At 64.5% G+C, this 24,096-nt stretch carries 19 protein-coding genes; 10 read left to right on the top strand and 9 right to left on the bottom strand.

Features of this window, described 5'->3' with window-relative positions:
* Positions 1-47: 47 nt before the first annotated feature.
* The 4 genes from art_RS11915 to art_RS11900 all read left to right on the top strand — a co-directional run bounded on the left by art_RS11915 (position 48) and on the right by art_RS11900 (position 3,661).
* The gene (locus tag art_RS11915; protein WP_052136365.1) at positions 48-1,331 is read left to right on the top strand and encodes a glycosyltransferase; all 1,284 of its coding nucleotides are present in this window, start codon (positions 48-50) and stop codon (positions 1,329-1,331) included.
* Positions 1,332-1,508: 177 nt separating this feature from the next.
* Positions 1,509-2,177, top strand: coding sequence for an O-methyltransferase (locus tag art_RS11910; RefSeq protein ID WP_038465182.1), 669 nt, complete (start codon positions 1,509-1,511; stop codon positions 2,175-2,177).
* A gap of 34 nt (positions 2,178-2,211) precedes the next feature.
* The gene (locus art_RS11905; protein ID WP_038465180.1) at positions 2,212-2,739 is read left to right on the top strand and encodes a GNAT family N-acetyltransferase; all 528 of its coding nucleotides are present in this window, start codon (positions 2,212-2,214) and stop codon (positions 2,737-2,739) included.
* A 46-nt stretch (positions 2,740-2,785) separates the two neighbouring features.
* Positions 2,786-3,661: a spermidine synthase gene (locus art_RS11900; protein WP_038465178.1), complete on the top strand. Its 876-nt coding sequence runs from the start codon at positions 2,786-2,788 to the stop codon at positions 3,659-3,661.
* Positions 3,662-3,664: 3 nt separating this feature from the next.
* Here the strand turns inward: art_RS11900 and art_RS11895 are convergent, their stop codons facing one another.
* Positions 3,665-5,104, bottom strand: a complete 1,440-nt coding sequence (locus art_RS11895) for an amino acid permease (protein ID WP_052136363.1) — start codon at positions 5,102-5,104, stop codon at positions 3,665-3,667.
* Positions 5,105-5,295: 191 nt separating this feature from the next.
* Here art_RS11895 and art_RS11890 point away from each other — a divergent pair, with 191 nt between their 5' ends.
* On the top strand, positions 5,296-6,090 hold the full coding sequence (locus art_RS11890) for an IclR family transcriptional regulator (protein ID WP_038469904.1): 795 nt from the start codon (positions 5,296-5,298) through the stop codon (positions 6,088-6,090).
* 162 nt (positions 6,091-6,252) lie between these two features.
* On the opposite strand, the gene art_RS11885 is transcribed toward art_RS11890, so the two are convergent.
* Entirely contained in the window at positions 6,253-7,221 is a 969-nt protein-coding gene (locus art_RS11885) for a type IV toxin-antitoxin system AbiEi family antitoxin domain-containing protein (protein WP_157875247.1), read from the bottom strand.
* Between the two features lie 417 nt (positions 7,222-7,638).
* Between art_RS11885 and hutH the strand changes: the two genes are divergently transcribed.
* The 3 genes from hutH (at position 7,639) to art_RS11870 (ending at position 13,602) form a co-directional block, all read left to right on the top strand.
* A complete protein-coding gene (hutH, locus tag art_RS11880; protein ID WP_038465176.1) occupies positions 7,639-9,228 on the top strand; it encodes a histidine ammonia-lyase in 1,590 nt (529 codons plus the stop codon).
* A 595-nt stretch (positions 9,229-9,823) separates the two neighbouring features.
* Positions 9,824-11,554: an ABC transporter ATP-binding protein gene (locus art_RS11875; RefSeq protein ID WP_038465174.1), complete on the top strand. Its 1,731-nt coding sequence runs from the start codon at positions 9,824-9,826 to the stop codon at positions 11,552-11,554.
* Positions 11,554-13,602 (top strand): ABC transporter ATP-binding protein, encoded by a 2,049-nt coding sequence (locus art_RS11870; protein WP_038465172.1) that lies wholly within the window; start codon positions 11,554-11,556, stop codon positions 13,600-13,602. Before art_RS11875 ends, art_RS11870 begins: the two co-directional genes overlap by 1 nt.
* A 159-nt stretch (positions 13,603-13,761) precedes the next feature.
* Here the strand turns inward: art_RS11870 and hutG are convergent, their stop codons facing one another.
* Entirely contained in the window at positions 13,762-14,721 is a 960-nt protein-coding gene (gene hutG, locus art_RS11865) for a formimidoylglutamase (RefSeq protein WP_038465170.1), read from the bottom strand.
* Between the two features lie 176 nt (positions 14,722-14,897).
* A complete protein-coding gene (locus tag art_RS11860; protein WP_038465167.1) occupies positions 14,898-16,352 on the bottom strand; it encodes an NCS2 family permease in 1,455 nt (484 codons plus the stop codon).
* 272 nt (positions 16,353-16,624) lie between these two features.
* On the opposite strand from art_RS11860, the gene art_RS11855 reads away from it, so the two are divergent.
* Positions 16,625-17,197 (top strand): copper resistance CopC family protein, encoded by a 573-nt coding sequence (locus art_RS11855; protein WP_253901341.1) that lies wholly within the window; start codon positions 16,625-16,627, stop codon positions 17,195-17,197.
* A gap of 144 nt (positions 17,198-17,341) precedes the next feature.
* Here the strand turns inward: art_RS11855 and art_RS11850 are convergent, their stop codons facing one another.
* From art_RS11850 to art_RS11840, 3 genes are all read right to left on the bottom strand, one after another.
* Positions 17,342-17,959: a hypothetical protein gene (locus art_RS11850; protein WP_052136358.1), complete on the bottom strand. Its 618-nt coding sequence runs from the start codon at positions 17,957-17,959 to the stop codon at positions 17,342-17,344.
* A gap of 73 nt (positions 17,960-18,032) precedes the next feature.
* Positions 18,033-19,340 (bottom strand): D-arabinono-1,4-lactone oxidase, encoded by a 1,308-nt coding sequence (locus art_RS11845; protein WP_038465166.1) that lies wholly within the window; start codon positions 19,338-19,340, stop codon positions 18,033-18,035.
* The gene (locus tag art_RS11840; RefSeq protein ID WP_216699531.1) at positions 19,337-20,635 is read right to left on the bottom strand and encodes an amino acid deaminase/aldolase; all 1,299 of its coding nucleotides are present in this window, start codon (positions 20,633-20,635) and stop codon (positions 19,337-19,339) included. The genes art_RS11845 and art_RS11840 overlap by 4 nt, the downstream gene beginning before the upstream one ends.
* A gap of 222 nt (positions 20,636-20,857) precedes the next feature.
* On the opposite strand from art_RS11840, the gene art_RS11835 reads away from it, so the two are divergent.
* Positions 20,858-21,862 carry a universal stress protein gene (locus tag art_RS11835; protein WP_052136357.1) on the top strand — a complete coding sequence of 335 codons (1,005 nt, stop codon included), beginning with the start codon at positions 20,858-20,860 and terminating at the stop codon, positions 21,860-21,862.
* Positions 21,863-21,999: 137 nt separating this feature from the next.
* Here art_RS11835 and art_RS11830 read toward each other — a convergent pair whose 3' ends face one another.
* Positions 22,000-23,511 carry an NlpC/P60 family protein gene (locus tag art_RS11830; protein WP_052136355.1) on the bottom strand — a complete coding sequence of 504 codons (1,512 nt, stop codon included), beginning with the start codon at positions 23,509-23,511 and terminating at the stop codon, positions 22,000-22,002.
* Between the two features lie 144 nt (positions 23,512-23,655).
* Positions 23,656-24,063, bottom strand: coding sequence for a metallopeptidase family protein (locus art_RS11825; RefSeq protein WP_052136354.1), 408 nt, complete (start codon positions 24,061-24,063; stop codon positions 23,656-23,658).
* Between the last annotated feature and the right edge of the window lie 33 nt (positions 24,064-24,096).

Raw genomic sequence — 24,096 nt, 5'->3', positions numbered from 1 at the left:
GTAATTCCACGCAGGACAGCGGATGTGGGCGGGCGTAGCATTGCACCATGACCGGCCATGAGCCCCACCACAGCAGCACGGGTGGCAGCAGTGCCATCGCAGTCCGCGAATACCTCTTCGCACTGACCGACGGCGGCGGCACGGTACCTCCGGAACTTGGCGTTGCGCGGCGGCTGGTGGAGCGGGGGCACCACGTCACGGTGCTGGCCGATCAGTCGATGGCGGGGCAGACCCGGGGCACGGGAGCCGCGTTTTTACCGTGGACGGGGCCGCCGGCGGGGGAGTTGCACGACTGGGGCAGGCAATCGCCGCTGAGCCTTGCACGCAACACGGTCGAGCACATGATCACGGGACCGGGGCCGAGCCAGGCGCGGGACGTGGCGCACGCGATCGACGGCACACGGCCCGAGCTGGTGCTGACCTCGTTCTTTGCCCTCGGCGCCATGATCGCTGCTGAGGGCAAAGGGGTTCCGTTTGATGTCCTGTTGCCCAACGTCTACCCGCTGCCGGCGAAGGGCAGGCCGCCGGGCGGTGCCGGGCTCGCACCGATGGGTGGTCCGTTGGGGCGTTTGCGGGACCGCATGGTGCAGTCCGGCGTCAACGCGATGTTCGACAGGTATGCGCTGGCACCCGCGAATGCGTTGCGCTCCGGGTACGGACTTGGCCCGATCGCGACCATCTGGGAGCAGCTGCAGCATGCGAGGCTGCAGCTGATTCTCTCCTCCGAGGCGTTTGACTTTCTCGCGGAACTACCGGCGAATGCCCGCTATCTGGGGCCGGTCCTGGACGATCCGGCCTGGGCCGCAGATGTGAGCTGGACGGAGCCTGAGGGTGAGGACCCGTTGGTGCTGGTTGCCATGTCCTCCACCTTCCAAAACCATGTGCAGTGCCTCCAACGCATCATCGACGCACTCGGGACCCTGCCCGTGCGGGGCCTGGTGACCACGGGGCCGGCTCTTGCGATTTCCGATCTCACTGCGCCCGCGAATGTTGTGGTGGTGGCCGCCGCACCGCACGCGGAAGTCATGCGCCGCGCCAGCCTCGTTGTCACCCACGGCGGCCACGGCACGGTCATGAAGGCGCTGGCTGCCGGACTGCCGCTCGTCGTGCTGCACCATGGCCGAGACCAGGCCGACAACGCCGTGAGGGTGAGAGTCCACGGCGCCGGCCGCACGGTTCCGCGCGGGGCATCGTCCGCGCGGATTGCCGAGGCCGTCACAACCGTCCTTGGCTCTCCTTCCTATGCCTCGGCTGCCGCGGAGCTGGGCCGTGCTGTCTCGCGCGAAGCCGACGCGGTCAATGCACGGCTGCTTGCCGCCGTCGAGGGCTGAGCCTGCAGGCTGTCGCCTTTGGCCCTTTGCCCGCTGCCGGAACGGGCCTACCGCGTGTCCCCCTCCCCAACCAAACTCGCTGCGCTCGCTTTGGGTCCCTTGGGGGGCCTTCCGCGTGTCCCCCTCCCCAAACTCGCTGCGCTCGTTTTGGGTCCCTCGGGGGCCTACGCTGGGATCATGGTTGAGCATCAGCGCAGGCCCGGTTGGGCCGAGGTTGAGGAGTTTCTATCCCAGACGCTGGTCCACGGCGGGCCGGGCATGGCCGCCGTGATCGAGAGCATCGACGCCGCAGGCATGCCACGGATCGAGGTGGCGCCCACCGCCGGGAAGCTGCTCATGCTGCTGGCCCGGATTAGCGGTGCACGCCGGGTATTGGAGATTGGCACGCTGGCTGGTTTCAGCACCATTTGGCTTGCCCGGGGGATGCCCGACGGCGGCCATGTCACCACGTGCGAGTTCCTGCCGGAGCATGCCTCCGTGGCCCGGCGGAACATTGACGCGGCCGGGTTCGGGCCCATGGTCGACATCCGTGTGGGGGCCGCGCTGGACACGCTGGTTACCTTGGACGGCGGGGAACCGTACGACTTTGTGTTCATCGATGCGGACAAGGCCAACAACGTCGAATACCTCAAGTGGGCGCTGCGCCTGACCCGGCCCGGGGCCGTGATAGTCATGGACAACGTGGTGTGGGAAGGGGCCATTCTGGACCCTGTTTCCGATCCCGACGCCGGAGCCATTAGGGCGGCGCTGGAGTTCATGGGCGCCAGCCCGGCGCTGGACGCCACCGCCATCCAGACCGCGGGGTCGAAGGGCTGGGACGGCTTCGCGATCGCCGTGGTGCGCTGAAGAGCCGTCATGGGCACTGGACTACGCTGGCGGAATGACCATATTGCTGCGAGCCGCCACCCCTGAGGATGCGGAAGCCGTGATGCGTCTGCACCTGCGTTGTCATGAGGAGGCGTATGGCAGGCACCTGCCGCCGGAGTTCTTTGAGATGCGCCGGCGGACCCTGGTCTCGCGGGTGGAGAGCTTCCGTGGCAACCTTCTGGCCGGACGCATACCCATGCTGGCATACGACGACGATGGGCTGGTCGGGGTGGCAGGTGCGGGTCCCGCACGTGACGCCGATGCCCCTACAGCCCTTGAACTGCACTGGATTTACACGCTGGCCCGCGTTCATGGCCGCGGGGCCGGGCAACTGCTGCTCGACGCGCTCATCGGTGCGGATGCGGCCTTCCTTTGGGTCTTGGAAGACAACCCTCGCGCCCAGGCCTTTTATGCCAAGAATGGTTTTGTTGTGGACGGGGCACGGAAGCTGATGCCGCCGGAATGGCACAGCCTTCCCGAGGTCCGGATGGTTCGCGGAGCGACGGGTCAGGTGGTTCCCTCGGCTACGCTGGCAGGGTGAACATTCTTCCGTGCACCACCGCCTATCAACCCGTTGAGCTGTCCTGATGGGCCGCAAGCGGACAACCAAAAATGGTGCTGTTGAACCCGAAGGCTCCGTGAGAGGGACCGCGGCCAAGGGGCCCGTGGCCGGGACCTTTCGGACCGACACCGGCACGGCGGAGCTGATCCCCGACGGCGACAACCCTAACGGTTGGCTGCTCATGCTCAACGGCGTGCAAAGCTCCCACGTTGACCTGGCCGACCCCCTGCGCCTGGAATTCGAATACATGCGCTGGATTATGGCGCTGGTGGAGGACCGCTGGGCGTCCGGCGAGAAGTTGCGCACGCTGAGCCTCGGCGGCGCCGCCTGCTCGATGCCGCGCTACCTTGTGGCTGCCTACCCGAACTCCCGCAACGTGGTGGTGGAGATCGACGGTCAGCTCGCCAACTACGTCCGCGACTGGTTTGAGCTGCCCCGCGCACCCCTCATGAAGATCCGGGTGGGTGAGGCCCGCGAGGTCACGGAATCGCTGACCGAAGCCAGCCGGGACCTGATCATCCGCGACGTCTTTGCCGGATCCAAGACCCCGGTTGCACTGACCACTTCCGAGTTCACGGCAGCCGCCAAAAAAGTTCTTGGTCCCGGCGGCGTCTACGTTGTGAACTGCGGCGATTCCTCCGCCTTGGCCACCGCACGGCGCGAGGCTGCCACGATTGCCGCGGCGTTTAAGCACACCGCCATCATTGCCGACCCGCCCATGCTGAAGGGGCGGCGTTCAGGCAACATCATCATCGCCGGCAGCGATGCCACGCTCGGGGACGGTGCCGGACTGCCTCGAGTCCTGCTCGGCGGAGCCATGCCCGCCCAACTCTGGGACGACTCCAAGGTCCGTCATTTCGCCCGCAGCGCCGTGGTGCTGACCGACGTCGAACCGGAGTAGCGGCTACTTGACTGCCGTGACTGGCGCCTGGGAGACCACGGCGGCGGGCGGGGTTTCATCGAAAAGGTCGGGCCGCCGTCGTCCATCACCACGGACCCACAGCTGGAACGCAACAGTCAGCAACACCAGCCACGCGGCACCGACGTACAGGGCCACGCGGGTGTCGGGGTAGACGCCCAGCAGTACGATGATGCCCAGCATGAACACGCCTGTCAGGACCGAGGCGAGCGGCCAGAACGGGACCGGGAATGCCGACGGGGCCAAGTTGTTGCGGGCGATTTCGCGCTTCATGGCCACGTGCGAGGCGAGGATCATGATCCACACCCACACGGTCGCGAACGTGGCGATCGAGGCGATGAGCAGGAAGACGTCCTCGGGGATGGTGGCGTTCAAGACGACGCCCACCAGCAGCACCCCGGTCATCAGCATGACGGTCATCCACGGCACGCCGCGCCGGGAGATGCGGCCAAAGACGGCGGGTGCGTGGCCCTGCTGGGACAGGCCGAACAGCACGCGGCCGGCGCCGAAAATGTCGGAGTTGATCGCCGAGAGCGCCGCCGTGATGACGACCGCGTTCAGGATGTGCGCTGCCATGGGGATGCCGAGCGAATCAAAGATCTGCACGAACGGGCTGGTTTCGCCGGTGATTTCATTCCACGGGACCAGGCTCATGAGCACGCCGAGGGTCAGTACGTAGAACAGCAGGATGCGCAGGGGCACCGTGTTCACGGCGGCGGGGATGGACTTGCCGGGGTTCTCGGCCTCACCGGCGGTGACGCCGATGGTTTCGATGCCGCCAAAGGCAAACATGACGACGGCGAACGCGGCCAGGAGCCCCACCCAGCCGTTCGGCATGAAACCGTCATTGTTGAACAGATTGCCGAGGCCGGCTGCGGTTTGTGCACCCTCCAGCTGGAAGCCGAACACGATGATGGCGGCGCCGCCGGCGATCATGGCGATGATGGCTGAGACCTTGATGAGCGTGAACCAGAATTCCAGCTCGCCGAACACCTTCACGCTGAGTAGGTTCACGGCAGCCAGGAAGAAGATGATGGCCAGCACCCAAATCCAGCGTGGCACGTCCTGGAACCAGAAGCCCATATAGATGCTGAAGGCCGTGACGTCGGCGATGGCAACGATGGCCATTTCAAAAACATATGTCCAGCCGGTAATGAATCCGGCAAGCGGGCCCAGATAGCGGCTGGCGTATTGGCCGAAGGAGCCTGAGACGGGGTGTCGCACAGCCAGCTCGCCGAGTGCCCGCATCACCATGAACACGGCCGCGCCCGCGATGATGTAAGCCAGCAGAACCGCGGGGCCGGCCTTTTGGATGGCACTGGAGGAACCGTAGAACAAGCCGGTGCCGATGGCGGATCCCAACGCCATGAAGCGGATGTGGCGGGCGTTCAAGCCACGGGTCAGGACGGATCCCTTGGTGTTCATGCGTGAGCTTTCTAACACGGTGTGCGAGGTGGCCGGCGTCGCTCTGGGCGCCGCTGGCGTGAGTGGTGTCACTCATTCAGGTGGAAATGGGCGAAAAGCGCCCCAAAAGGCCCAAGAATCTGGGATTGCAGACTGCAGTATTCTATATTGTGCAAAGACCCATGGCGATTTGGGCCAACGATGAGGGGACCATGACAACCACTGAACGCAAGCCCTCCAAAGTGCCTGCCGCAGAGAACACGCTGCGCATCCTGAAATTGCTGTCCGCCAAGCGCGGGCCGCTGGCGGCATCGACGATCGCGACGTCGTTGGAACTTCCGCGATCCAGCGTTTACCACCTGCTCGGTGTTATGGAGCAGAGCGGATTTGTCATGCACCTGCACGAGGAGCAGCGCTACGGCCTCGGTGTGGCGGCGTTTGAACTCAGCAGTGCGTATTCGCGGCAGGAGCCATTGTCCAGGCTTGGCCGGCCGCTGCTCGCCTCGTTGGTGGACAAGATTGGCGAAAGCGCCCACCTGGCCGTGCTGCACGGGCGCGATGTGCTTTACATTGTTGAGGAGCGGGCCAAGAACCGCCCGTCACTAGTGACCGACGTCGGCGTGCGACTGCCCAGCCACCTCACCGCCAGCGGCCGGGCCATTCTGGCGGCACTGCCCAAGTCCCAGGTCAGGGCGCTGTATCCCAACGCGGCTGCGTTTAGCTCACGCACAGAAGTTCCTTCCCCCATCGTGAAGTACTCAACACTCTCGGCGCACCTGGACCAGGTGCGGATTCGCGGCTACTCCACCGAAAGCGGGGAAGTCACCGACGGGTTCGCCTCGGTTGCCGCCGCCGTGACCGACCACCTCGGCTGGCCGGTTGCCGCCGTCGCCGTGACGTTCCTGGAGGAAAAGGTGCCCGCCGAGCAGTGGCCCGCCCTGGCCGCCCGCGTCACCAAGGTTGCAGGGGAGCTGTCCACAAGGATTCACGGCCGCCGGGACGGCTGATTCGGTCCTGGCATGGCGCGATATTGACGCCCGGGGGTAACTTTTGACGCCCGGGGGTAGTCGTTACCAAGCGACGCCGGTCTACCGGCCGCATTTGGCAACAACTACCCCCGCGTTTACTAAGAGTGTCCACAACGGCGGCGTTGGGTCATATCAACCCCCTCAGCTGGGCCATTTTGATGGCAAGCCGGCCTCGTGGAGAAGCCGAATGAGCCTGCGGCTGTCCTTCAGGTCATCCCAAACCCACCGCACCACGTTGTAGCCTTTGGCGCGAAGCCTGTTCTCACGGTTCTTCTCGTCCACCACGACTTCGGAGGGAGTCTTTCCCTTCAAGTATCGCTGGGCTGAATACTTTTCGTAGCCGTCGAACTCGCCGAGTGTCTTGCATTCCTCCCAATCGAAGTCGGGCCGGCCGATGAATCCTCGGCTGTCCGAGAAGGGAACCTGCAGTGCGGGAAGTGGGAATCCTTGTTCAATCATGATGGCCCGGCTGAAGGATTCGCCCGGAGATCCAGAAAGTGGGTCTGCGACGCTGAGCACTCTCTCAACACGGTGGCGCTGGGTCCTGTAGGGAAGCAAGCTGCTGGCTGAGGCGACGTCGTCCGCCGTGAAGAAGCGTTGCTGGTCCGTGGGGGAATCATCGAGCAACTTACGTTGTAGAAGCTTGTCCATGGAGGGTAAGGATCCGGTGAGAGGCAGGCGAACGGCAAGGTCCCGAGCTGTTTGGGGTGGCGGGGTCAGCCGCATTCCGAACATCTGCCAGGGCGGTGGATCCCCTTCGAGGGCATTGATGCGCCGGACGCCGCGGTTGCTTTGGCCGCCATTCTTGCCGGGTGGGACAACAGTCTGCACTTCCTCGGGTACACCGATGATGGGCAGGCCCATGATCTGGGCAGCGGATTCGCGGGCAAAGACCGGAGGGCTTTCGGCAGACTCGTGGACAGCCTGAATGCGGACTCGATACTTTTCCCAGGGTTTGAGTGCGTCCCAAACCTCTGTGGGGAGGTAAAAGCCCCGGCGCACCCGCTCCAATTTTCCGGATTCAGCCTGCCGGGCAAGCCTCCGGGCTGAGTGCTCGTCGGCGAATTTACTTGAGGGAGTAATGAATGGTGGAACTTGAAAGCTGCTCATTGTCCAATAGTGGGACCCATGGCGCTTGAGTGACAGGCCCAATGGGCGAAATGTGGGCGAGGGTGCAACTTGTAGGGGCTGTGGAGAAACCAACGGGCTCCACCCGGGAGCCACCGACTGGTTCGGGGGGTAGCTGTTACCAAGCGACGCCGGTCTACCGGCCGCATTTGGCAACAACTACCCCCGCGTTTACTAAGAGTGTCCACTACGGCGTCGCCTGGTATGAGTTAATCCCGCTCCGTTGGCTGCCCGGAGCAGCAGGAGCGTTGGCTGGAAACGCCCCACATGTGCAGGAGCGTCGGAAGCCAATGAAGGGTGTGTCTTGCATACCGGACAGCCCGACCGGAAAGCGGCAGACTTCCGCGCGGTTAAGCGCAATAGTGGCAGGTAAGACCGTGCCACTGAAAAGGATCCGCCATGACCGCCACCGTTTTGTCCCAAGAAGTAACGCTCTCCTCAACCGGGGTCACCCCCGAGGACGTCATCGCCGTGGCCCGCCACAATGCCAAGGTGGTGATCAGCGCGGAGGCGCTGGCCGGCGTCGAACGGGTCAGGGAACACATTGAAAAGCTGGCCCACTCCGACACCCCGGCCTACGGCATCTCCACGGGATTCGGCGCGCTGGCCAACCGCCACATCCCGCAGGACATGCGCACGCAACTGCAGAAGTCGCTCATTCGCAGCCACTCCGCCGGCATGGGGCCGGCCGTGGAACGCGAGGTGGTGCGTGCGCTGATGTTCCTGCGCGCCAAAACCCTCGCCTCCGGCCGGACCGGCGTGCGCCCCGTGGTGCTGGAAACCATGGTGGATGTGCTCAACGCCGGCATCACCCCCGTGGTCCGCGAATTCGGCTCGCTCGGCTGCTCCGGTGACCTCGCGCCGCTCTCGCATTGCGCACTGGTACTGATGGGGGAGGGCGAGGCCGTTGGGCCGGACGGCACGCACTTCGGCGGCAACGGGGAGCGCCCCGTCTCCGAATTGCTCGCCGAGGCCGGCATCACGCCGGTGGAGCTCGCCGAAAAGGAGGGGCTGGCACTCGTGAACGGCACCGACGGCATGCTCGGCATGCTGCTCATGGCCATCGCCGACCTCCGCCTGCTTCTCACAACGGCGGACATCACTGCCGCGCTCAGCGTTGAGGGCCTGCTGGGCACCGACCAGGTGTTCCTGCCCGAGCTGCACATGGAGCTGCGCCCGCACCCCGGCCAGGCGTTGAGTGCGGAGAATATGCTGGCCGTTCTCGCCAACTCGCCCATCGTGGCCTCGCACCGGGTGGGCGATTCCCGCGTGCAGGACGCCTATTCGCTGCGCTGCGCCCCGCAGGTGGCCGGCGCCGCCCGCGACACCGTAGACCACGCCCTCATGGTCGCCACCCGCGAGCTCGCCGCCGCGATCGACAACCCCGTGGTGCTGCCCGACGGCCGCGTCTCCTCCAACGGCAACTTCCACGGCGCCCCCGTGGCGTACGTGCTTGACTTTTTGGCCATTGTTTCCGCGGACGTAGCCTCCATCGCGGAGCGCCGCACCGACCGCATGCTCGACCCAGCCCGCTCGCACGGCCTGCCCGCCTTCCTGGCCGGCGACCCCGGCGTGGATTCGGGTCTCATGATCGCCCAGTACACGCAGGCCGGGCTCGTCTCGGACTCCAAGCGCCTTGCCGTCCCCGCCTCCGTGGATTCGATCCCCAGCTCCGCCATGCAGGAGGACCATGTGTCGATGGGCTGGCATGCCGCCCGCAAGCTGCGCCGCTCCGTGGAAAACCTGCGCCGCGTGCTCGCCATTGAACTCGTTGCGGCGACCCGTGCCATTGACATGCGCACTGCCATGTCCGACGGCGAACTGGTCCCCGGACCGGCCGGCGCTGCTGTGCTTGAGGTGCTTCGTGCGACGGTCCAGGGTCCGGGTTCCGACCGTTTCCTGTCCCCGGAACTTGAAGAGGCCGACCGCTTGGTGGGCTCCGGAGCCATCCGCGCCGCCGCAGAAAAAGTGACCGGGACGCTCAACTGATTCTCGCCTGGGGCCTCCCACTGTTCGTCCCTCGCAGCGGGTGCCTCGGGTGCGTGGCCCACGCAGCGGCGGGGCGCTGGTGATTCGGGCGCGTTTGCAGCCGCAACGCGCACCGACTTCCGGGCGTGGCAATTGATGAATGTCCGCCTCCGGGGTCAGCACCTGCCGCAAAGGTCGGCGCCCGGCGGCCAGCATGAGCCTGGACGGCACAACCGCCGCCGAGAACGGGGACAGGCTGCGCGGCCCGGCTCCCCGCGTGCTGAGACGTGCTGAGAACGGAGGCAGTTCGCGTTGCGCGAACTGCTAGGCAAATAGATTTTGCGCGCTCCACCGGCGAGACGAAGCCGCCCACCAACTGACCCGTCGGTCAGGTGGCAGTTAATGCCTTCAAATCCTCATCCGGCGGCATTAACTGCGAGTTCACGGGGCGGGCAGGAGTAGAGCGAGGGCCGGGCAACGGGGTGGGCAGGAGTATGGCGAGGGCCGGGCGGGAGACCCCGACCGGCGCCATAAAAAATCACTTGTGATTGCCCCGGACGGGGTGTTTAATGTTGGTACCCCGAGATTCAAACGTATATTCGAATGGGATCCCTTCGTGAAACTTCTTCGCCTGGCAATCCGCCATGCACAGCCGTATTGGTCGTGGATCATTGCAGTGCTTGTGCTGCAACTGATCTCCACCATCGCCGCCCTGTACCTGCCCAGCCTCAACGCCCAGATCATCGACCAGGGCATCTCCAAGGGCGACACCGACTTCATCTGGTCTACAGGTGTCACCATGATCATCGTCTGCTTCGTCCAAGTGGCCGCAGCGATCGGCGGCATCTACTTTGGCGCCCGCACCGCCATGGCGATTGGCCGAGACCTGCGCCGCGAAGTGTACTACCGTGTCAACGCCCTCGGCGCCCTGGATGTGAGCCGCTTCGGCACTGCCACGCTGATCACACGCAACACCAACGACGTCCAACAGGTACAGATGCTGGTGCTCATGGCGTTGAACTTCATGGTGTCCACGCCCATCATGTGCATTGGCGGGATCGTCATGGCGCTGCGCGAAGACGTGGGCCTGTCCTGGCTCTTGTGGGTGTCCGTGCCGCTGCTGTTCATTGTGGTGGGCTTCCTCGTGGTCAAGCTGCTGCCTCTGTTCCGTGAAATGCAGGACCGGATCGACACCGTCAACGGCGTGCTGCGCGAGCAGATCACGGGCATCCGGGTCATCCGCGCCTTTGTGCGGGAGAAGTTTGAAGCCGAACGGTACCGCGACGCCAACCTGAACCTCACCCGCGTCTCCGTGCGCGTGGGCAACTTGTTCGTGCTGATGTTCCCTCTCATCATGATGATCTTGCACCTGGCCACCGCCGCCGTGCTGTGGTTTGGCGGGCACCGGGTCGACGCCGGCCAGATGCAGATTGGTTCGCTCACCGCATTCCTGCAGTACCTCCTGCAAATCCTGGTCGCCGTCATGATGGGCGTCTTCATGGTCATGATGATCCCGCGCGCAGCCATCTCCGCCGAACGCCTCGATGACGTCCTTACAGCCGAGCCCAGCCTCGCAGTGCCGGCGGGCCGGGAACTGCCGGTGAGTCACGCCGTCGAATTTTCAGCGGTGTCCTTCGGCTATCCCGGGGCCGAGCGTCCCGTCCTAAACAACGTCACATTCACGGCCGAGGCCGGGAAAACGACGGCGATCGTCGGATCCACCGGCTCCGGCAAGTCAACGCTGCTCAACCTCATCCCGCGCCTGTTTGATCCGCAGGACGGGTCCGTGCGCATTGGCGGTGTCGATGTCAGCGAGCTCAGCCGCAAGCAGATGGCCGGCCTCGTGGGACTGGTCCCACAAAAGCCGTACCTGTTCTCCGGTACGGTTGCCTCGAACCTGAAGTTTGGTCGCCCCGACGCGGACGACGGCGATCTGTGGCATGCGCTGACCGTGGCCCAGGCCAAGGACTTTGTGGAAGAAAAGCCCAAACAGTTGGCCACGCCCATCGCCCAGGGCGGCACCAACGTCTCCGGCGGGCAGCGGCAGCGGCTGTGCATTGCCCGTGCGCTCGCAGCCCGTCCGCGCATATTCTTGTTCGACGATTCCTTCTCGGCCCTCGACGTTGCCACCGACCAGCGGCTGCGCGAATCCCTCCACGGCGCCACGGAAGGTGCCACTGTCATCATCGTGGCCCAGCGGATATCAACGATCCGGGAGGCCGACCACATCATCGTGCTCGACGGCGGCGAAATCGTGGGCACCGGCACCCACGACGGACTGCTCGAGAGCAACGAAACCTACCGCGAAATTGTTCAATCGCAGCTGAGCATTGAAGGAGCAGCCTGATGGCGCGCAAAGGCAAGGACCAGAAGGCTACAGGTGTGGCACCCAAGTCTTCGTCCGCCGTCGAACTTGAAGAGCTTGAAGAAGAGCTCACCCCCGAGTACAAGCCGAGCGAGGCGGACGGCGACATGTTTGGCGGCACCCCCGCCAAGAAAGCCGAGCACTTCTGGCCCTCGGTGAAGCGGCTCGTGGGGCTGCTGCGCCCGGAACGCGTCATGTTCTCCGTGGTCATTGCCCTCGTGGCGGGCTCGGTGGTGCTGACCGTGATTGCCCCGAAGATCCTGGGGCAGGCCATGGATGTCATCTTCAACGGCGTGATTGGTTCGCAGCTGCCGGCCGGTGTGCCGCTGGAGACTGTCGTTGCGGGCCTGCGCGCCGAAGGCAACGACCAGTTCGCCGACATGCTCGCCAAAACCAACCTGGTCCCCGGCGCCGGCATCGACTTTGTCCAGCTGAGCCGGTTAATCGTGTTTGTGCTGGCCCTGTACATGGTGGCCTCCACGCTCATGTGGCTGCAGGGCTACCTGTTGAACGCCCTCGTCATGCGCGTGGTGTTCCGCCTGCGCGAGGACATTGAACGCAAACTCAACCGCCTGCCGCTGGGGTACTTCGACACCCGCCAGCGCGGGGACCTGATGTCCCGGGTGACGAACGACGTCGACAACATCCAAGCCGCGCTGCAACAGGCCTTCTCGCAACTGGTGCAGTCCGCACTGACGGTGATCGGCATCGGCGTCATGATGTTCATCGTCTCGTGGCAGCTGGCGCTCATCGCACTGATTGCCCTGCCACTGTCCGCCGTCGTCGCCGGCATCATCGGCACACGCTCGCAGAAACTCTTCGCGGCCCAGTGGAAGCACACCGGTTCACTCAACGGCCACATTGAGGAGACGTTCTCCGGCCTCGAGCTGGTCCGTGCCTACGGACGTGACGAGGAAATGCTGGCCGAATTCGACGACCGCAACGACCACCTGTTTAAGGCCTCCTTCGGCGCACAGTTTGTCTCCGGCATGATCATGCCGGCCATGCAGTTCGTCTCCTACCTCTCCTACGTGCTGGTCGCCGTCGTCGGCGGACTGCGCGTGGCCACGGGGCAGATGACGCTCGGCGATGCCACCGCGTTCATCCAGTACTCGCGCGAGTTCTCCCAGCCCATCGGCGAGATGGCGGGTATTGCCAACATGATCCAATCCGGTGTCGCCTCGGCCGAACGGACCTTTGAGATTCTCGACGCAGAGGAGCAGGAAGAGGAAGAGGATTCCGAGCTGCTGCCCGCGCAGACCGACGGGCATGTGCGCTTTGAGAACGTCTCCTTCAGCTACTCGCCCGAGACACCGCTGATCCACGACGTGTCCTTCACGGTGGAACCGGGCCAGACGGTGGCCATTGTGGGTCCCACCGGCGCCGGCAAGACCACGCTGGTCAACCTCGTCATGCGCTTCTACGAGCTCACCGGCGGGCGGATCATGCTCGACGGCGTGGATACCCGCGAGCTGTCCCGCGAGCAGGTGCGCGCCCAAGTCGGCATGGTGCTCCAGGACGCCTGGCTGTTTGAGGGCACCATCCGCGAGAACATCCGTTACGGGCGTCTCGACGCCACCGACGAGGAGATAGTTGCCGCGGCCGAGGCCACCATGGTGGATAGGTTCGTCCGGCAGCTGCCCGACGGCTACGACACCGTGATCGACGCAGACGGCGGCACAGTCTCCGCCGGCGAACGACAGCTGCTCACGATTGCACGCGCCTTCATCGCGAAGCCGTCACTGTTGATCCTGGATGAGGCCACGTCCTCCGTGGACACCCGCACCGAACTCCTCGTCCAGCACGCCATGGCGGCGCTGCGCACGGACAGGACGTCGTTTGTCATCGCGCACCGGCTCTCCACCATCCGCGACGCCCACACCATCCTGGTCATGGAGGACGGGGACATCGTCGAACACGGCAACCACGAGGAGCTGCTCAAACGCCGCGGCGCGTACTACGAGCTGTACATGACGCAGTTCCAAGGTGGCCACGACCTGGAAGATGAGGTCGCCGCCGAGGTGCACTAACGGTCGTTGGCCCGGCCGCGAACGGCCGGGCCACTCGCTCGCAGTAAGATTTTCCGACTCGTTCCTCCCCGAAAAATCCATCCTCGCTCCGTGGCCCAACCGCCCGCCGCCGCAGAAATCTTACTGCCCGCGAGGGAGACTCCGCAGGCTTGCCGCGACTTACCGCAGTAGGGTGTCGATCAGGCGGGCCGCGACCTTGGCGGTGCGGTTGTCGATGTCGAAGGACGGGTTCAGTTCGGCTACATCAAAGTGGAACAGCTTCCCGCTCGCGGCGACCTGGCGGCACACGGCGGCGATGACCGGCAGCGGCACCCCGTAGGCCGCGGGTGCGCTGACGCCGGGAGCCGTTGCGGCGGGCAACACGTCGAGGTCGATCGTCAGGTACACAATGTCCACGGTCTCCAGAAATGAACCCACAAACGCTTCCGTGCGCTCCGCCGAACTGTCCTCGTCGAGCAGGTATTTCACATCGAGTTCATGTGCCGTATCGAACAGTGCGCGCGTGTTGTTTGGTTCACTGATGCCGACGACGGCGTAATTTAGTTCGCGCCCCGCGGCGGCTTCCGCCCGGGCCATCTGCAGGAACGGCGTGCCCGAGCTGGGTGCCGGGGCGTCGCGCAGGTCAAAGTGGGCGTCGAGGTTCAGCACGCCCAGCCGGGCGCCGTTCGTAACGGCCGCCGTGCCGGCCACCCCCAGGTAGCTGGCATAGGCGGTCTCGTGACCCCCGCCCAGGACAAGGGTGAGATATCCGGCGTCGAGCATGGTGGTGAGGGCAGCCCCGGAACGGACTTGGCCGTCCTCGAGGGCGTCCCCGGAAACCACAATATCCCCGGCATCGGTGACTGCGCGGGTGCCGTGGAACGCCAACGAACCAAGGGCGGCACGGATGGCTGCCGGGCCGGCGGCGGCACCTGTTCGCCCAAAATTACGGGCCACACCGGCATCGGAGCAGAACCCCAGAAGAGCGGCAGGACCCGGCAGCTCGGCGTCCAGTGCGGCGGGCGCCATGGCGGACGTGGACACCGCCTGCCACCAGCGGCGGTGGGCGGGGGATCCGCCGTCGTCCCTCCCAGTCCAGGGGGCAGCGGGAACATCAATAGCCAGCGCAGAAAAGTCCATGCTCCCAGCCAACCGCAACCGGCCACTGAAAGCCACCCGCAGGGGCAACGGGGCGTCTCACCTGACAGACACCCACAAAAAAATCGAGTACGCAGTTGTTAGACCGAAATCCGGAAAAACCGGGTAAATCGGTCCAACAACTGCGTACTCGATTGAGAGGTGGGGGAGCCGGGTGGCTATCCGACGCCGAACAGCGCTTCCACGGTGCCGATGCCGAAGAACAGCAGGAACGCCGCCGCAACAGCCCACATCAACGGGTGGATTTCCTTGGCGCGGCCCTGGAACAGGCGGATCAGCACGAAGGCGATAAAGCCGGCGCCGAGGCCGTTGGCGATCGAGTAGGTGAACGGCATGAGGGTGAACGTCAGGAATGCGGGAATGCCGATGCCCCAGTCGGACCAGTCGATCTTGCCCACCTGGGACACCATCATGAAACCAACCACAACCAGGGCAGGGGCGACGGCTTCGAACGGGACCAGCTTGATCAGCGGGGTGGCGAACATGGCTACCAGCAGGAGCAGGCCGGTCACGATGGAAGCCAGCCCGGTGCGGGCGCCCTCGCCGATGCCGGCACCGGACTCCACGTAGATCTGGTTGGAGGAGGCAGATGCGCCACCGCCAGCGATCGCACCAAAGGCGTCAACGAGCAGAACCTTGTCGACGTCGGGGATATTGCCATCCTTGTCCATGGTGCCGGCCTCTGAAGCCAGGCCGACCATGGTGCCCATGGCGTCAAAGAAGATGCTCAGCAGGATCACAAACGCCAGCAGGATTGCAGCCAGGGCGCCCAGCTTGCTGAAGGCGCCAAAGATGTTAACCTCACCGATCAGGGACAGATCGGGCCATGACCATGCGGAAAACTGCGGGGAAACCAGCGACCAGCCCTGCGGGTTACTCGTGGTGCCATCGAAGGACGGACCGATGTGCAATGTCATTTCCAGGATGTTCGCCAGAAGAGTTGAGACCAGGATGCCGATCAGGATGGCGCCCTTGACCTTGCGGACCACCATGCCGATCGTCAAAACCAAACCAATAACAAACACCAGAGTAGGCCAGCCCATGAGCTTGCCGTCGAAGCCCAGGCCCACGGGAACAGTGGTTCCGGCAACGTCCGGGATGCGGCGCACGAAGCCGGCGTTGACCAGGCCGATCAGCGCAATGAACATGCCAATGCCCACCACAATGGCCGTCTTCAGCCCTTCCGGAACGGCCTTGAATACGGCGGTGCGGAAGCCGGTGAGAACCAAGATGAACATGGTGATCCCGGAGAGCACCACCAGGCCCATGACATCAGGCCAAGTTAGCCCCGGGTTGGTGGCGACGGTGACCGCGATGAAGGCGTTGACGCCCAATCCGGCCGCCATGGCGAACGGGTGCTTCGCCCAGGCGCCCATGATGATGGTCAGGATGCCTGCCACGAAAGCTGTGACCGCGGCAACGCGTTCCAGGCCCAATTCGGCGCCGGAGGAGTCTGCGCCGCCCAGGATCAGCGGGTTCAGGACCACGATGTAGCTCATCGCGAAGAACGTGGCGAAGCCGCCGCGGATTTCCCGGGAGTAGTTTGAGCCACGCGCGGTGATCATGAAGTATTTGTCGACCGCTGACAGCCTGACGTCCGTTTTGGTAGCCATATAAGAGCCCTCCGGGCAAAGTGAAATGAAATTTAGTTATTCGAGGAAATACTAGCTGGTAATGCGGCCGCGCAGGATAGTGAGTCAAGCTGGGACTTTCCTGTTTACTAAGCACGACGGCGGCTCCCGGGTTCCTGTCTTGGCCCGCCCAGGTGCCGTCCTTGTTGGGCAAACTCCCATAGTTCTGGGATAGCGTGAAGTGCCGTCACCCAACAAACAAAGGAATTTCCGCTGTGATTTCCCCCGTCAGTCTCCGGCTGAGTGAGACGAACATGACATCAAAAATGCTGGTGCGCCGTACTTTGGCCGCTATGTTGGCGCTTTTGCTCGTGTTTTTTGGCACGTCAACGGCGGCCTTTGCCCACGATGCGGTGACGGGAACGGCACCCGCGGACGGCTCAACTGTGGACACGGTTCCGGAGAAGCTGGAGATCAGCATGTCCAATACACCTGCCAGCATTGGCTCGGAGGTTCAGGTGCTCGACGCGTCCGGAACGAACTGGGCCACCGGTGGGGTGGAGGTGCTGGACAGGGTCGCCACGCAGGCGATCAAGCCCGGTGCGCCTGCAGGAAAATACACGGTCAAGTGGCGTCTGGTGTCCTCCGACTCGCACCCGATTGAGGGCGAGTTTACGTTCACGGCAACCGCTGCCGGAACCGGTGCAAGCCAGGTGGCAGGCGCCGGTCCCGTGGTGCCTGTGTCACCCCAGCCGCAAACTGCCCCTGAGCAAGTTCAGGACAACAGCGCCGTACCGTGGAGTGTCATCGGCCTGATTGTGGTTCTTGTTGGTGTTGTTGTGGCCATGGTGGTTGTGGCCCGGCGCCGGCTGTCCAAGGACGACTAACCTCAGGGCAAATCCGCTGTTCGCCCACTCGCGCAAGCCACTCTCGCCCGGGCATTGGCCGATCCTTGGTGGAAATGCGCCCCGTAGACAGGGCGCATTAATGGGGGCGGGCGCATTTCTTGTTGCGCCCGCCAATGTGGTGGTTTACGCGACGGCGCAGCCTAATTCACGGGCAGCGACCCGGGCTGCGATTGACTGCCCGGCACGTTTGGCTTGGTGCAGGACTTCTTGGGTGGTGGGAATTTCAAGGTTTCCCACGCCCACCAAGTACAGGCCCAGGGTGTGCATGCTGGTGCGCAGGTCAGTGGTGGTGGTGACTCCCACGCCGTGCAGCACCCGTCGGAGCTGGCTGAGTGCGCCGCGCGTAAAGACGACACTGTGCGCTGTCAGTGTGCCGGTGGCCGTATGCACGCGCCACTGCCGGTTTGTGGGTACGGGGTGGTGGGCCCGCGTCAACTCAAGAGCCCTGGTTTCGGGGCGGATGTCCAATTCGTGGCGGCGGGCGTAATGCTCCAGAAGCCGCACAATTTCGCTGCGTTCGCTCAGCTCATCAAGACTGATGCCACCGGTGATGGGCTGAATGGATGAAGGCTGCTTCAGCGCGCAGGAACCGTCCACAACAATCGCCTCGATGCCCTGCCTGTTGAGTTCGGCTGCGACGGCAAGAGCCGAAAAGCCTGAACCGATCACAATGGTGGTGGTCTTCTCCGCGGCCTGCGGGGCAGTTGCTCGGGCGCGGGCAGTACTCGACGCAACACTCATGGCAAATGCCTCCTCGAACGGTGGGAGAACTGGGATTGGCGCAGCCGGGAGCATGGCTTTGCCGTGGTGTGGTTTAGAGCAGGACCCGGTCTAAATAAGCGTTGGTGAACACGCGATTGGGATCGAGAACATCTCGAACCTTACAGAACTTTTCCAGGTCTGGGTAGAGCCCGAGAAAGTCCTTCGATTGGAGAAAATGCCACTTCCCCCAATGCGGCCGTCCGGCGTAGGACCGGAAGATTTCCTCGGCCGCCCGGAAGTACGCAAAGGGATCCGTTTTGATGTGCTGGTGGATGGCAATGTAGCCAGTTTCGCGGTGGTTGGCCGTGGACAGCGCAATGGTGTCCGCCGCCGCGCTGCGCACCTCGACAGGGAAAGAGATCTGAAATCCCCGGCGCTTGATCATGGCCTCGAGGTCCCGCAACGCATTGGGTATCTGTTCCAGCGGAATGGCGTATTCCATCTCGCGAAAGCGCACGGTGCGTTGCGTGGCAAACACCTTGTGGGAGGCGTCCCCAAACTCCCGGTTGCCTGTGAGGTGGGAGGCCATGCGATTGACCCGCGGAATGACGTCCGGCAGCTTCCCCGTGACGTTGCACAGGGCGGAAAACAAGGTGTTGGAGACCAACACGTCATCAACCAGATGCGCCATGGTGGACAACGGGCGCACACGTGCGGGCAGTCCGCCGGGGGCATGGCGCGTGTTGGCCTTGGTCAGCGCCATGTCCGTGTGCGGGAACCAGTAAAACTCAAAGTGGTCGGCAGCCAGCTGGCGTTCCGGCAGGGACTCGAGGACGCCTGCCAGCGACTCCGGCCGTTCAACGGCATGCAGCATGAACGCAGCAACGCATTGCAGGGTGACAGAGGTGATGATCCCCAGTGCCCCAAGCCCCACCCGGGCCACAGTGAAGACCTCCGCGTTTTCCGTCTCCGAACAAGTCAACACTTCCCCCGTTCCCGTCACCAGGGTCAGGGCCCGGATCTGGGTGGCAATGCCGCCGAACCTCAGCCCGGTCCCGTGCGTGCCCGTGGAGACGGCGCCGGAAATCGACTGCCTGTCGATGTCGCCCAGATTCTCCATGGCCAGCCCGTACGGTTCCAGCAGTGCCGGAATCTCATGCAGGCGGGTTCCGCCGGCAAGCGTCACGAGCTTCTTGTCCCGGTCGACGGCCAGCAGCCCGCTGATCCCGTCCAGGCGCAGCTGCACGCCCTGCGTCAGGGCAATGTCGGTGAAACTATGCCCGGCACCCACCGCCTTGAGCACGCCGCCCGATGCCGCGGCAGAGGCGACCAAGGCGGAAATTTCGGCCACCGTGCTGGGATGCGCGACGTCGGTTGGCCGGCACCGCTGGTCCCCGGCCCAATTGCGCCACTCACTCATACGAATGCCTTCCCTTCTCCTCGGTAGGTGGGCGCCGCGCCCACCCTTTGGCCGCCGTCGAGCATCTCCAAAGCGTCCACGTGCTCACACACCTCGCCGGACTTGGCATGCCTGAACCACACCTTGTCACCAATGCGCAGCTGGGCGGCGCCCGCGCCGCGCAACGGGGTCTGCACCTCGCCGGCGCCCTCGGTGCCGATCAGTGACAACCCGGCCGGGTGCACGGGGACGGGGGAGCGGTCGGAGCCGGCGGGGCCGGAGGCAATCCAGCCGGCACCCAGGACTGTGACGATATCGGGGGCCGGGCGGCGGACCACCGGCACGGCAAAACCTACGGCAGGTGCCGGGGTGAAGCGTGAATAGCCGTCAAAAAGGGTGGGGCCAAACAAGCCGGAACCGGCGGCGAGTTCGGTCACCGACGCGTCCTTGGTGGTCAGCTCAAGGCTGCCGGTGCCGCCGCCGTTGACGAACTCCAGATCAACCACATTGCGCACGGCAGTCACCACATTGCCGCGGCGGTGGAGGATCTCGGCCATCGAGGAGCGCTGCATCTGCTGGAGGACGGCGGACTTGGCCAGATGTGCCACCTTGCTGGAGCTGTGCGGGGTGTCCTGCAAACCGGCAACCTGGGCTTCATAGGCCATGATGCCGACCAACTGGAAGAGCGGAACGGTGCCGTTCTTGAAGCCGTCAACCGCCAAGGCGAGGGTCACAGCGTCGGCCCCGTCGCGGAGGGGGGAACGGTACACGCCAATGTGGCCCAGGGCGCGCCCGCGCACCGACGGCCGCCACGAGGCGTCAAGGTCAAGGCACAGCCGGAGCGGCGCTGCCGGGTTGGCGTCCGCCAGGATCGCGGCCATCCACTGCAACTGCTCTGTGGAATCAACCATCAACGTGACCCGGGCGCAGGCCGCCGGATCGGCCGCCAGTTCCCGCAGCGCATGGGCGTCCGCGGTGGGGTAGGCCACCACAATGTCGGTGAACGCATCGCTGGGGTCCGTTGCCAGCCAGATCGCCTCGGGAAGCGTGAAGCCAAGGATCCCCGCGAATCCGGGCTGCGCCAGCACGGCCCGCAGCACGTCCTTGTTGCGGATGGACTTGCTGGCCACCCGGATGGGCTTGCCGGCGGCCCTGCGCAACAAGGAACCGGCATTATAGGAAAGGGCCTTCACATCGAGGATGGCCAAAGGCGCTGAAAAATCGGCGCAGGCGGTGTCCGCCGCGGCCCAAATCTTCGCCGGCGCGCGGCCATTGTTACGTCCGGCGGACAGCTCCGGTTCAAGCAACGTCAGCATGGTGCCCCACTTTCAAGTTACTCTCCAGTATGTGATTCTCGTCTCTACTGTGCCACAAGTGGGGCGATCATGTGCCAAAGCAGATTACGTGACTTTTTCGCTGCCGGGCGAGGTAACTTGACGTGCCAAGCTGAACCCGCAATAGTCACAAGTACAGGCCGCGAAGGGGAGGCGCCACACGCGTTTCGCACCATCCGGCATACAAAAGCCAGGAGGCGCAGCATGAGCAGCCCAGAAGACACTTCGCCGGCACCCACGCCCGAATTCGCACCCACGCCCACAGGGATTGTTGTGGGCATTGACGGCTCCGAGCAAAGCCACTGCGCCTTGATCTGGGCCGCCCGTGAGGCCAAGCTGCGCAACGTTCCGCTGCACCTGGTCACCGCCTACACCGTGCCCATTTTCGCTGCCTCCGGGCTCGACGGCGGGTACGCCACCGTGGACGACGACGTCATCCGCCAAGGTGCCGAGGCTGTCCTTCGCGAGTCGGCAGCCAAGGTTGCCCACCTGGACATCCAGATGGATGCCCGGGTTGAAAACGGCGATGCGGCAGGGGTGCTGCTGGAGCTCAGCGAGACCGCGCAGCTGCTGGTCTTTGGCTCACGCGGCCGCGGCGGTTTCATCGGGAGGCTGCTGGGCAGCGTCAGCTCCGCGTTGCCGGCCCACGCCAAGTGCCCCACCGTCACCGTCCCCCTCAGCTGTGCACCCCGGCTCGGCGAAGCGCCGGATGTGGATGGTGCCAAGGCGAAGATTGAAAAGGTCGTCACGGTGGGTGTGGACGGTTCCGACCAAGCCCGGTACGCCGTGCTGCTCGCTGCGGAACAGGCCGAACGTAACGGCAGCACGCTGCGCATTATTTGTGCGGTGCAGCCGTACACGGGATCGCTGGCCTGGATGCCGGCACCCGTGGACCGGGAGTCGTTGTTTGCCGAGATACAAGTACAGCTCGACGCCGGGGAGAAATGGCTCCAACACCACTTCCCGAAGCTGCCGATTAAGATCGACCTGCTTGAAGGATCGGCCGTGGAGGCCCTGGTAAACGCCACTGAGATCTCGGAAATCGTTGTCATGGGCACCCGCGGACGCGGCGGCTTCGCAGGCATGATGCTCGGTTCCACCACTGACGGGGTGCGGCACCACGCCAAGGGCCCCATCATGGTCGTCAAGGACAGGGAAGACCCCCGCCAAGGCGACCGCTCAGCATTTGGCCCGCTACTGAAGGCCTGACCTTGGCCTGACTGTTGCCGGGCGGACAACCTGCAGGCCAGGCAGCACTTAAAGAAGGCGCCTACTCCCCACAATTCGTGGTGGAGGGGCGTCTTCTTTGTATGCTTTTTGCGGTCTGTGCGCGTTACGGTGCGGGGTCAGTACCTTGCCGCATACGGGTACAGGTTCATGCCTGACATCCACGATAAATCCGTTACGCCCAGCGGCTGGTCCGGGTTTAGGGCCTGGACCACCTGGTTGTTGCCAATGTAGATGGCGATGTGGCTGAACCGGCTGCCGGATTCATTGAAAACCAGCAGGTCCCCGTACCGCATTTCCGAGAGCGGCACCCGCACGGGAGCCGCCCAGAACTGGTCCGAGCCCTGGCGCGGAACCGACCGTCCGGCGGCGGCAAAGGCCTGCTGCACCAGCCCGGAGCAGTCAAAGACGTTAGGCCCATTGCCGCCCAGCAGGTACGGGCTGCCGACCTTGGACATGGCGTAGTTCACCATGACCTGGATGGAGTTGTCCGACGGCGGCGCAACAGGGGGTGCCGGCGGTTCCACCGGCGGCGTCGTGGGCGGGGGCGCCGGTGCCTGGGTGGGTTCCGGTTTGGGAGCAGGTGCCGGCGCGGGAGCCTTTGTTGGTTCGGGTATCGGGGCCGGCGCCTGAGTCGGCTGAGGGGCCGGATCCTTCGTGGCCTGCGGCTTAGGGAGCTGGACCGGTGGCGGGGGAGCCGGGGTGGCCGCTGCCGAGGGAAGCGCCGGGGCAATGATCGCGTTCTCCACGCTGCCCATCGGCCTGACAGGTTCCGGCGTTTTGGCTGAACTCTCGATCTGCTTCGCCAGCGCGGCATCCTGGGCCTTGCGCTCCAGCTCGTCAACACGGGCGCCTTCCAGCTCCACGGTCGTGTTGTGCAAGGAGGCCAGCCGTTCAAGCAGGGTCGCGCGTTGGGCAGTGTTTTCAGCGACGACGGCGGACTGGGCCGCCGCTGCCTTCTCGGCTTCCGTGTAGGATGCCTGGGCGGCAGCGATCGCGGCATCCGCTGCCTTGCGGGCTTCCGCTGCCTGGGCGGCCAAGGCGCTGGAGGTTGCGGCCGTGGCCTCTGCCGTATTAAAGGTTTGCGCCCGGTTGGTGCCCAACACCATGAGGGTTGAGGCCTGGTAGATGGCGTCGTCGGCGTCCTCACTTGTGAGAAAACTTTGCACGCTCAGGTCCAGGCCGCCATTCTTGTACAGGCTGCCGGCCAGCTGTCCCAGCTGCGACTTCGCCTCGCCATACGCCTGCGTGGCTGCATCCGCGTTGACCTGGGCGGCGTCGGCCTCGGCCACCCGCTGATCCCGGAGCACCATGGCGGTTGTGTACGCATCGTTGGCACCCATGGATGCCACCACGGACTCAGCCAAGCGCTCGCTGGCCTCGCTGATGACCGACTCCAGTTGGGTCGATGCGGCCGCCGTGGCCGATTCGGATTCCTTGGCCTTGGTGATCTCTTCCTCGGTGGGCACCTTGGGGCTGAAGGGCCGCAGCGAGAACTGTTGCAACGCCGTCGTGCTTAAAAAGTGGGAGCCCGGCGGGACGGCTTGGGCGGCGGGGGCAAAAAATGCCGTCGAGGCCAAAGTGGCGCAGGCCAGTGCTGTTGTGCCGCGAAGCAAGAAGCGCTTGGTCATCCGGTGCCTAACTGCAGATCGGGAGATAAATGCGCCGCCGCTGCCGGTCGAGGGCAGGATACGCAATTACACAGCTGATCTGACACTACGACGCGCCGACATCTTTGGCAACATCTGCCACTTTGGAAACACTGTTCACAGCGGTCAGCCCCAGCCCAGCTCGTGCAGGCGTTCGTCGCTGATGCCGAAGTGGTGGGCGATCTCGTGGACAACCGTCACGGTGACCTCGTGAATGACGTCCTCGCGGCTGAGGCAGATGCCCAGGATCGGTTCGCGAAAGATGGTGATCCGGTCAGGCAGCGAGCCCGCTCCCCACCAGGAATCGCGTTCCGTGAGCGGGGTGCCTTCGTAGAGGCCAAGGAGCACAGTGTCGGGATCCTCGCCGGGTCCTGGAATGTAGTCGTCGGCTGTGAAGATCGCCACATTGTTCATCTCGGCGCGAAGATCCGCCGGGATGCCGGCCATAGCCGACTGCACGGCAGCATCAAATTCGGCCTCAGTCATGCGAAAGGGGCCAAAGGAGGGAATCGAAGCCAACGGGTTCACTTGCATGCCTCCAGCCTAGTGAAATGCGGCAAGAATGGC

The sequence above is a fragment of the Arthrobacter sp. PAMC 25486 genome, assembly GCF_000785535.1.
Taxonomy (GTDB): domain Bacteria; phylum Actinomycetota; class Actinomycetes; order Actinomycetales; family Micrococcaceae; genus Specibacter.
This window is presented reverse-complemented; position numbering and strand designations above follow the sequence as displayed.

Coding starts and splice junctions, on each gene's coding strand:
- art_RS11825 (WP_052136354.1), bottom strand. CDS start 24,063: ATGCAAGTGAACCCGTTGGCTTCGATTCCCTCCTTTGGCCCCTTTCGC.
- art_RS11895 (WP_052136363.1), bottom strand. CDS start 5,104: ATGAACACCAAGGGATCCGTCCTGACCCGTGGCTTGAACGCCCGCCAC.
- art_RS11905 (WP_038465180.1), top strand. CDS start 2,212: ATGACCATATTGCTGCGAGCCGCCACCCCTGAGGATGCGGAAGCCGTG.
- art_RS11830 (WP_052136355.1), bottom strand. CDS start 23,511: ATGACCAAGCGCTTCTTGCTTCGCGGCACAACAGCACTGGCCTGCGCC.
- art_RS11900 (WP_038465178.1), top strand. CDS start 2,786: ATGGGCCGCAAGCGGACAACCAAAAATGGTGCTGTTGAACCCGAAGGC.
- art_RS11860 (WP_038465167.1), bottom strand. CDS start 16,352: ATGGCTACCAAAACGGACGTCAGGCTGTCAGCGGTCGACAAATACTTC.
- hutG (WP_038465170.1), bottom strand. CDS start 14,721: ATGGACTTTTCTGCGCTGGCTATTGATGTTCCCGCTGCCCCCTGGACT.
- art_RS11850 (WP_052136358.1), bottom strand. CDS start 17,959: ATGAGTGTTGCGTCGAGTACTGCCCGCGCCCGAGCAACTGCCCCGCAG.
- art_RS11845 (WP_038465166.1), bottom strand. CDS start 19,340: ATGAGTGAGTGGCGCAATTGGGCCGGGGACCAGCGGTGCCGGCCAACC.
- art_RS11840 (WP_216699531.1), bottom strand. CDS start 20,635: ATGCTGACGTTGCTTGAACCGGAGCTGTCCGCCGGACGTAACAATGGC.
- art_RS11855 (WP_253901341.1), top strand. CDS start 16,625: ATGACATCAAAAATGCTGGTGCGCCGTACTTTGGCCGCTATGTTGGCG.
- hutH (WP_038465176.1), top strand. CDS start 7,639: ATGACCGCCACCGTTTTGTCCCAAGAAGTAACGCTCTCCTCAACCGGG.
- art_RS11915 (WP_052136365.1), top strand. CDS start 48: ATGACCGGCCATGAGCCCCACCACAGCAGCACGGGTGGCAGCAGTGCC.
- art_RS11885 (WP_157875247.1), bottom strand. CDS start 7,221: ATGAGCAGCTTTCAAGTTCCACCATTCATTACTCCCTCAAGTAAATTC.
- art_RS11910 (WP_038465182.1), top strand. CDS start 1,509: ATGGTTGAGCATCAGCGCAGGCCCGGTTGGGCCGAGGTTGAGGAGTTT.
- art_RS11870 (WP_038465172.1), top strand. CDS start 11,554: ATGGCGCGCAAAGGCAAGGACCAGAAGGCTACAGGTGTGGCACCCAAG.
- art_RS11835 (WP_052136357.1), top strand. CDS start 20,858: ATGAGCAGCCCAGAAGACACTTCGCCGGCACCCACGCCCGAATTCGCA.
- art_RS11890 (WP_038469904.1), top strand. CDS start 5,296: ATGACAACCACTGAACGCAAGCCCTCCAAAGTGCCTGCCGCAGAGAAC.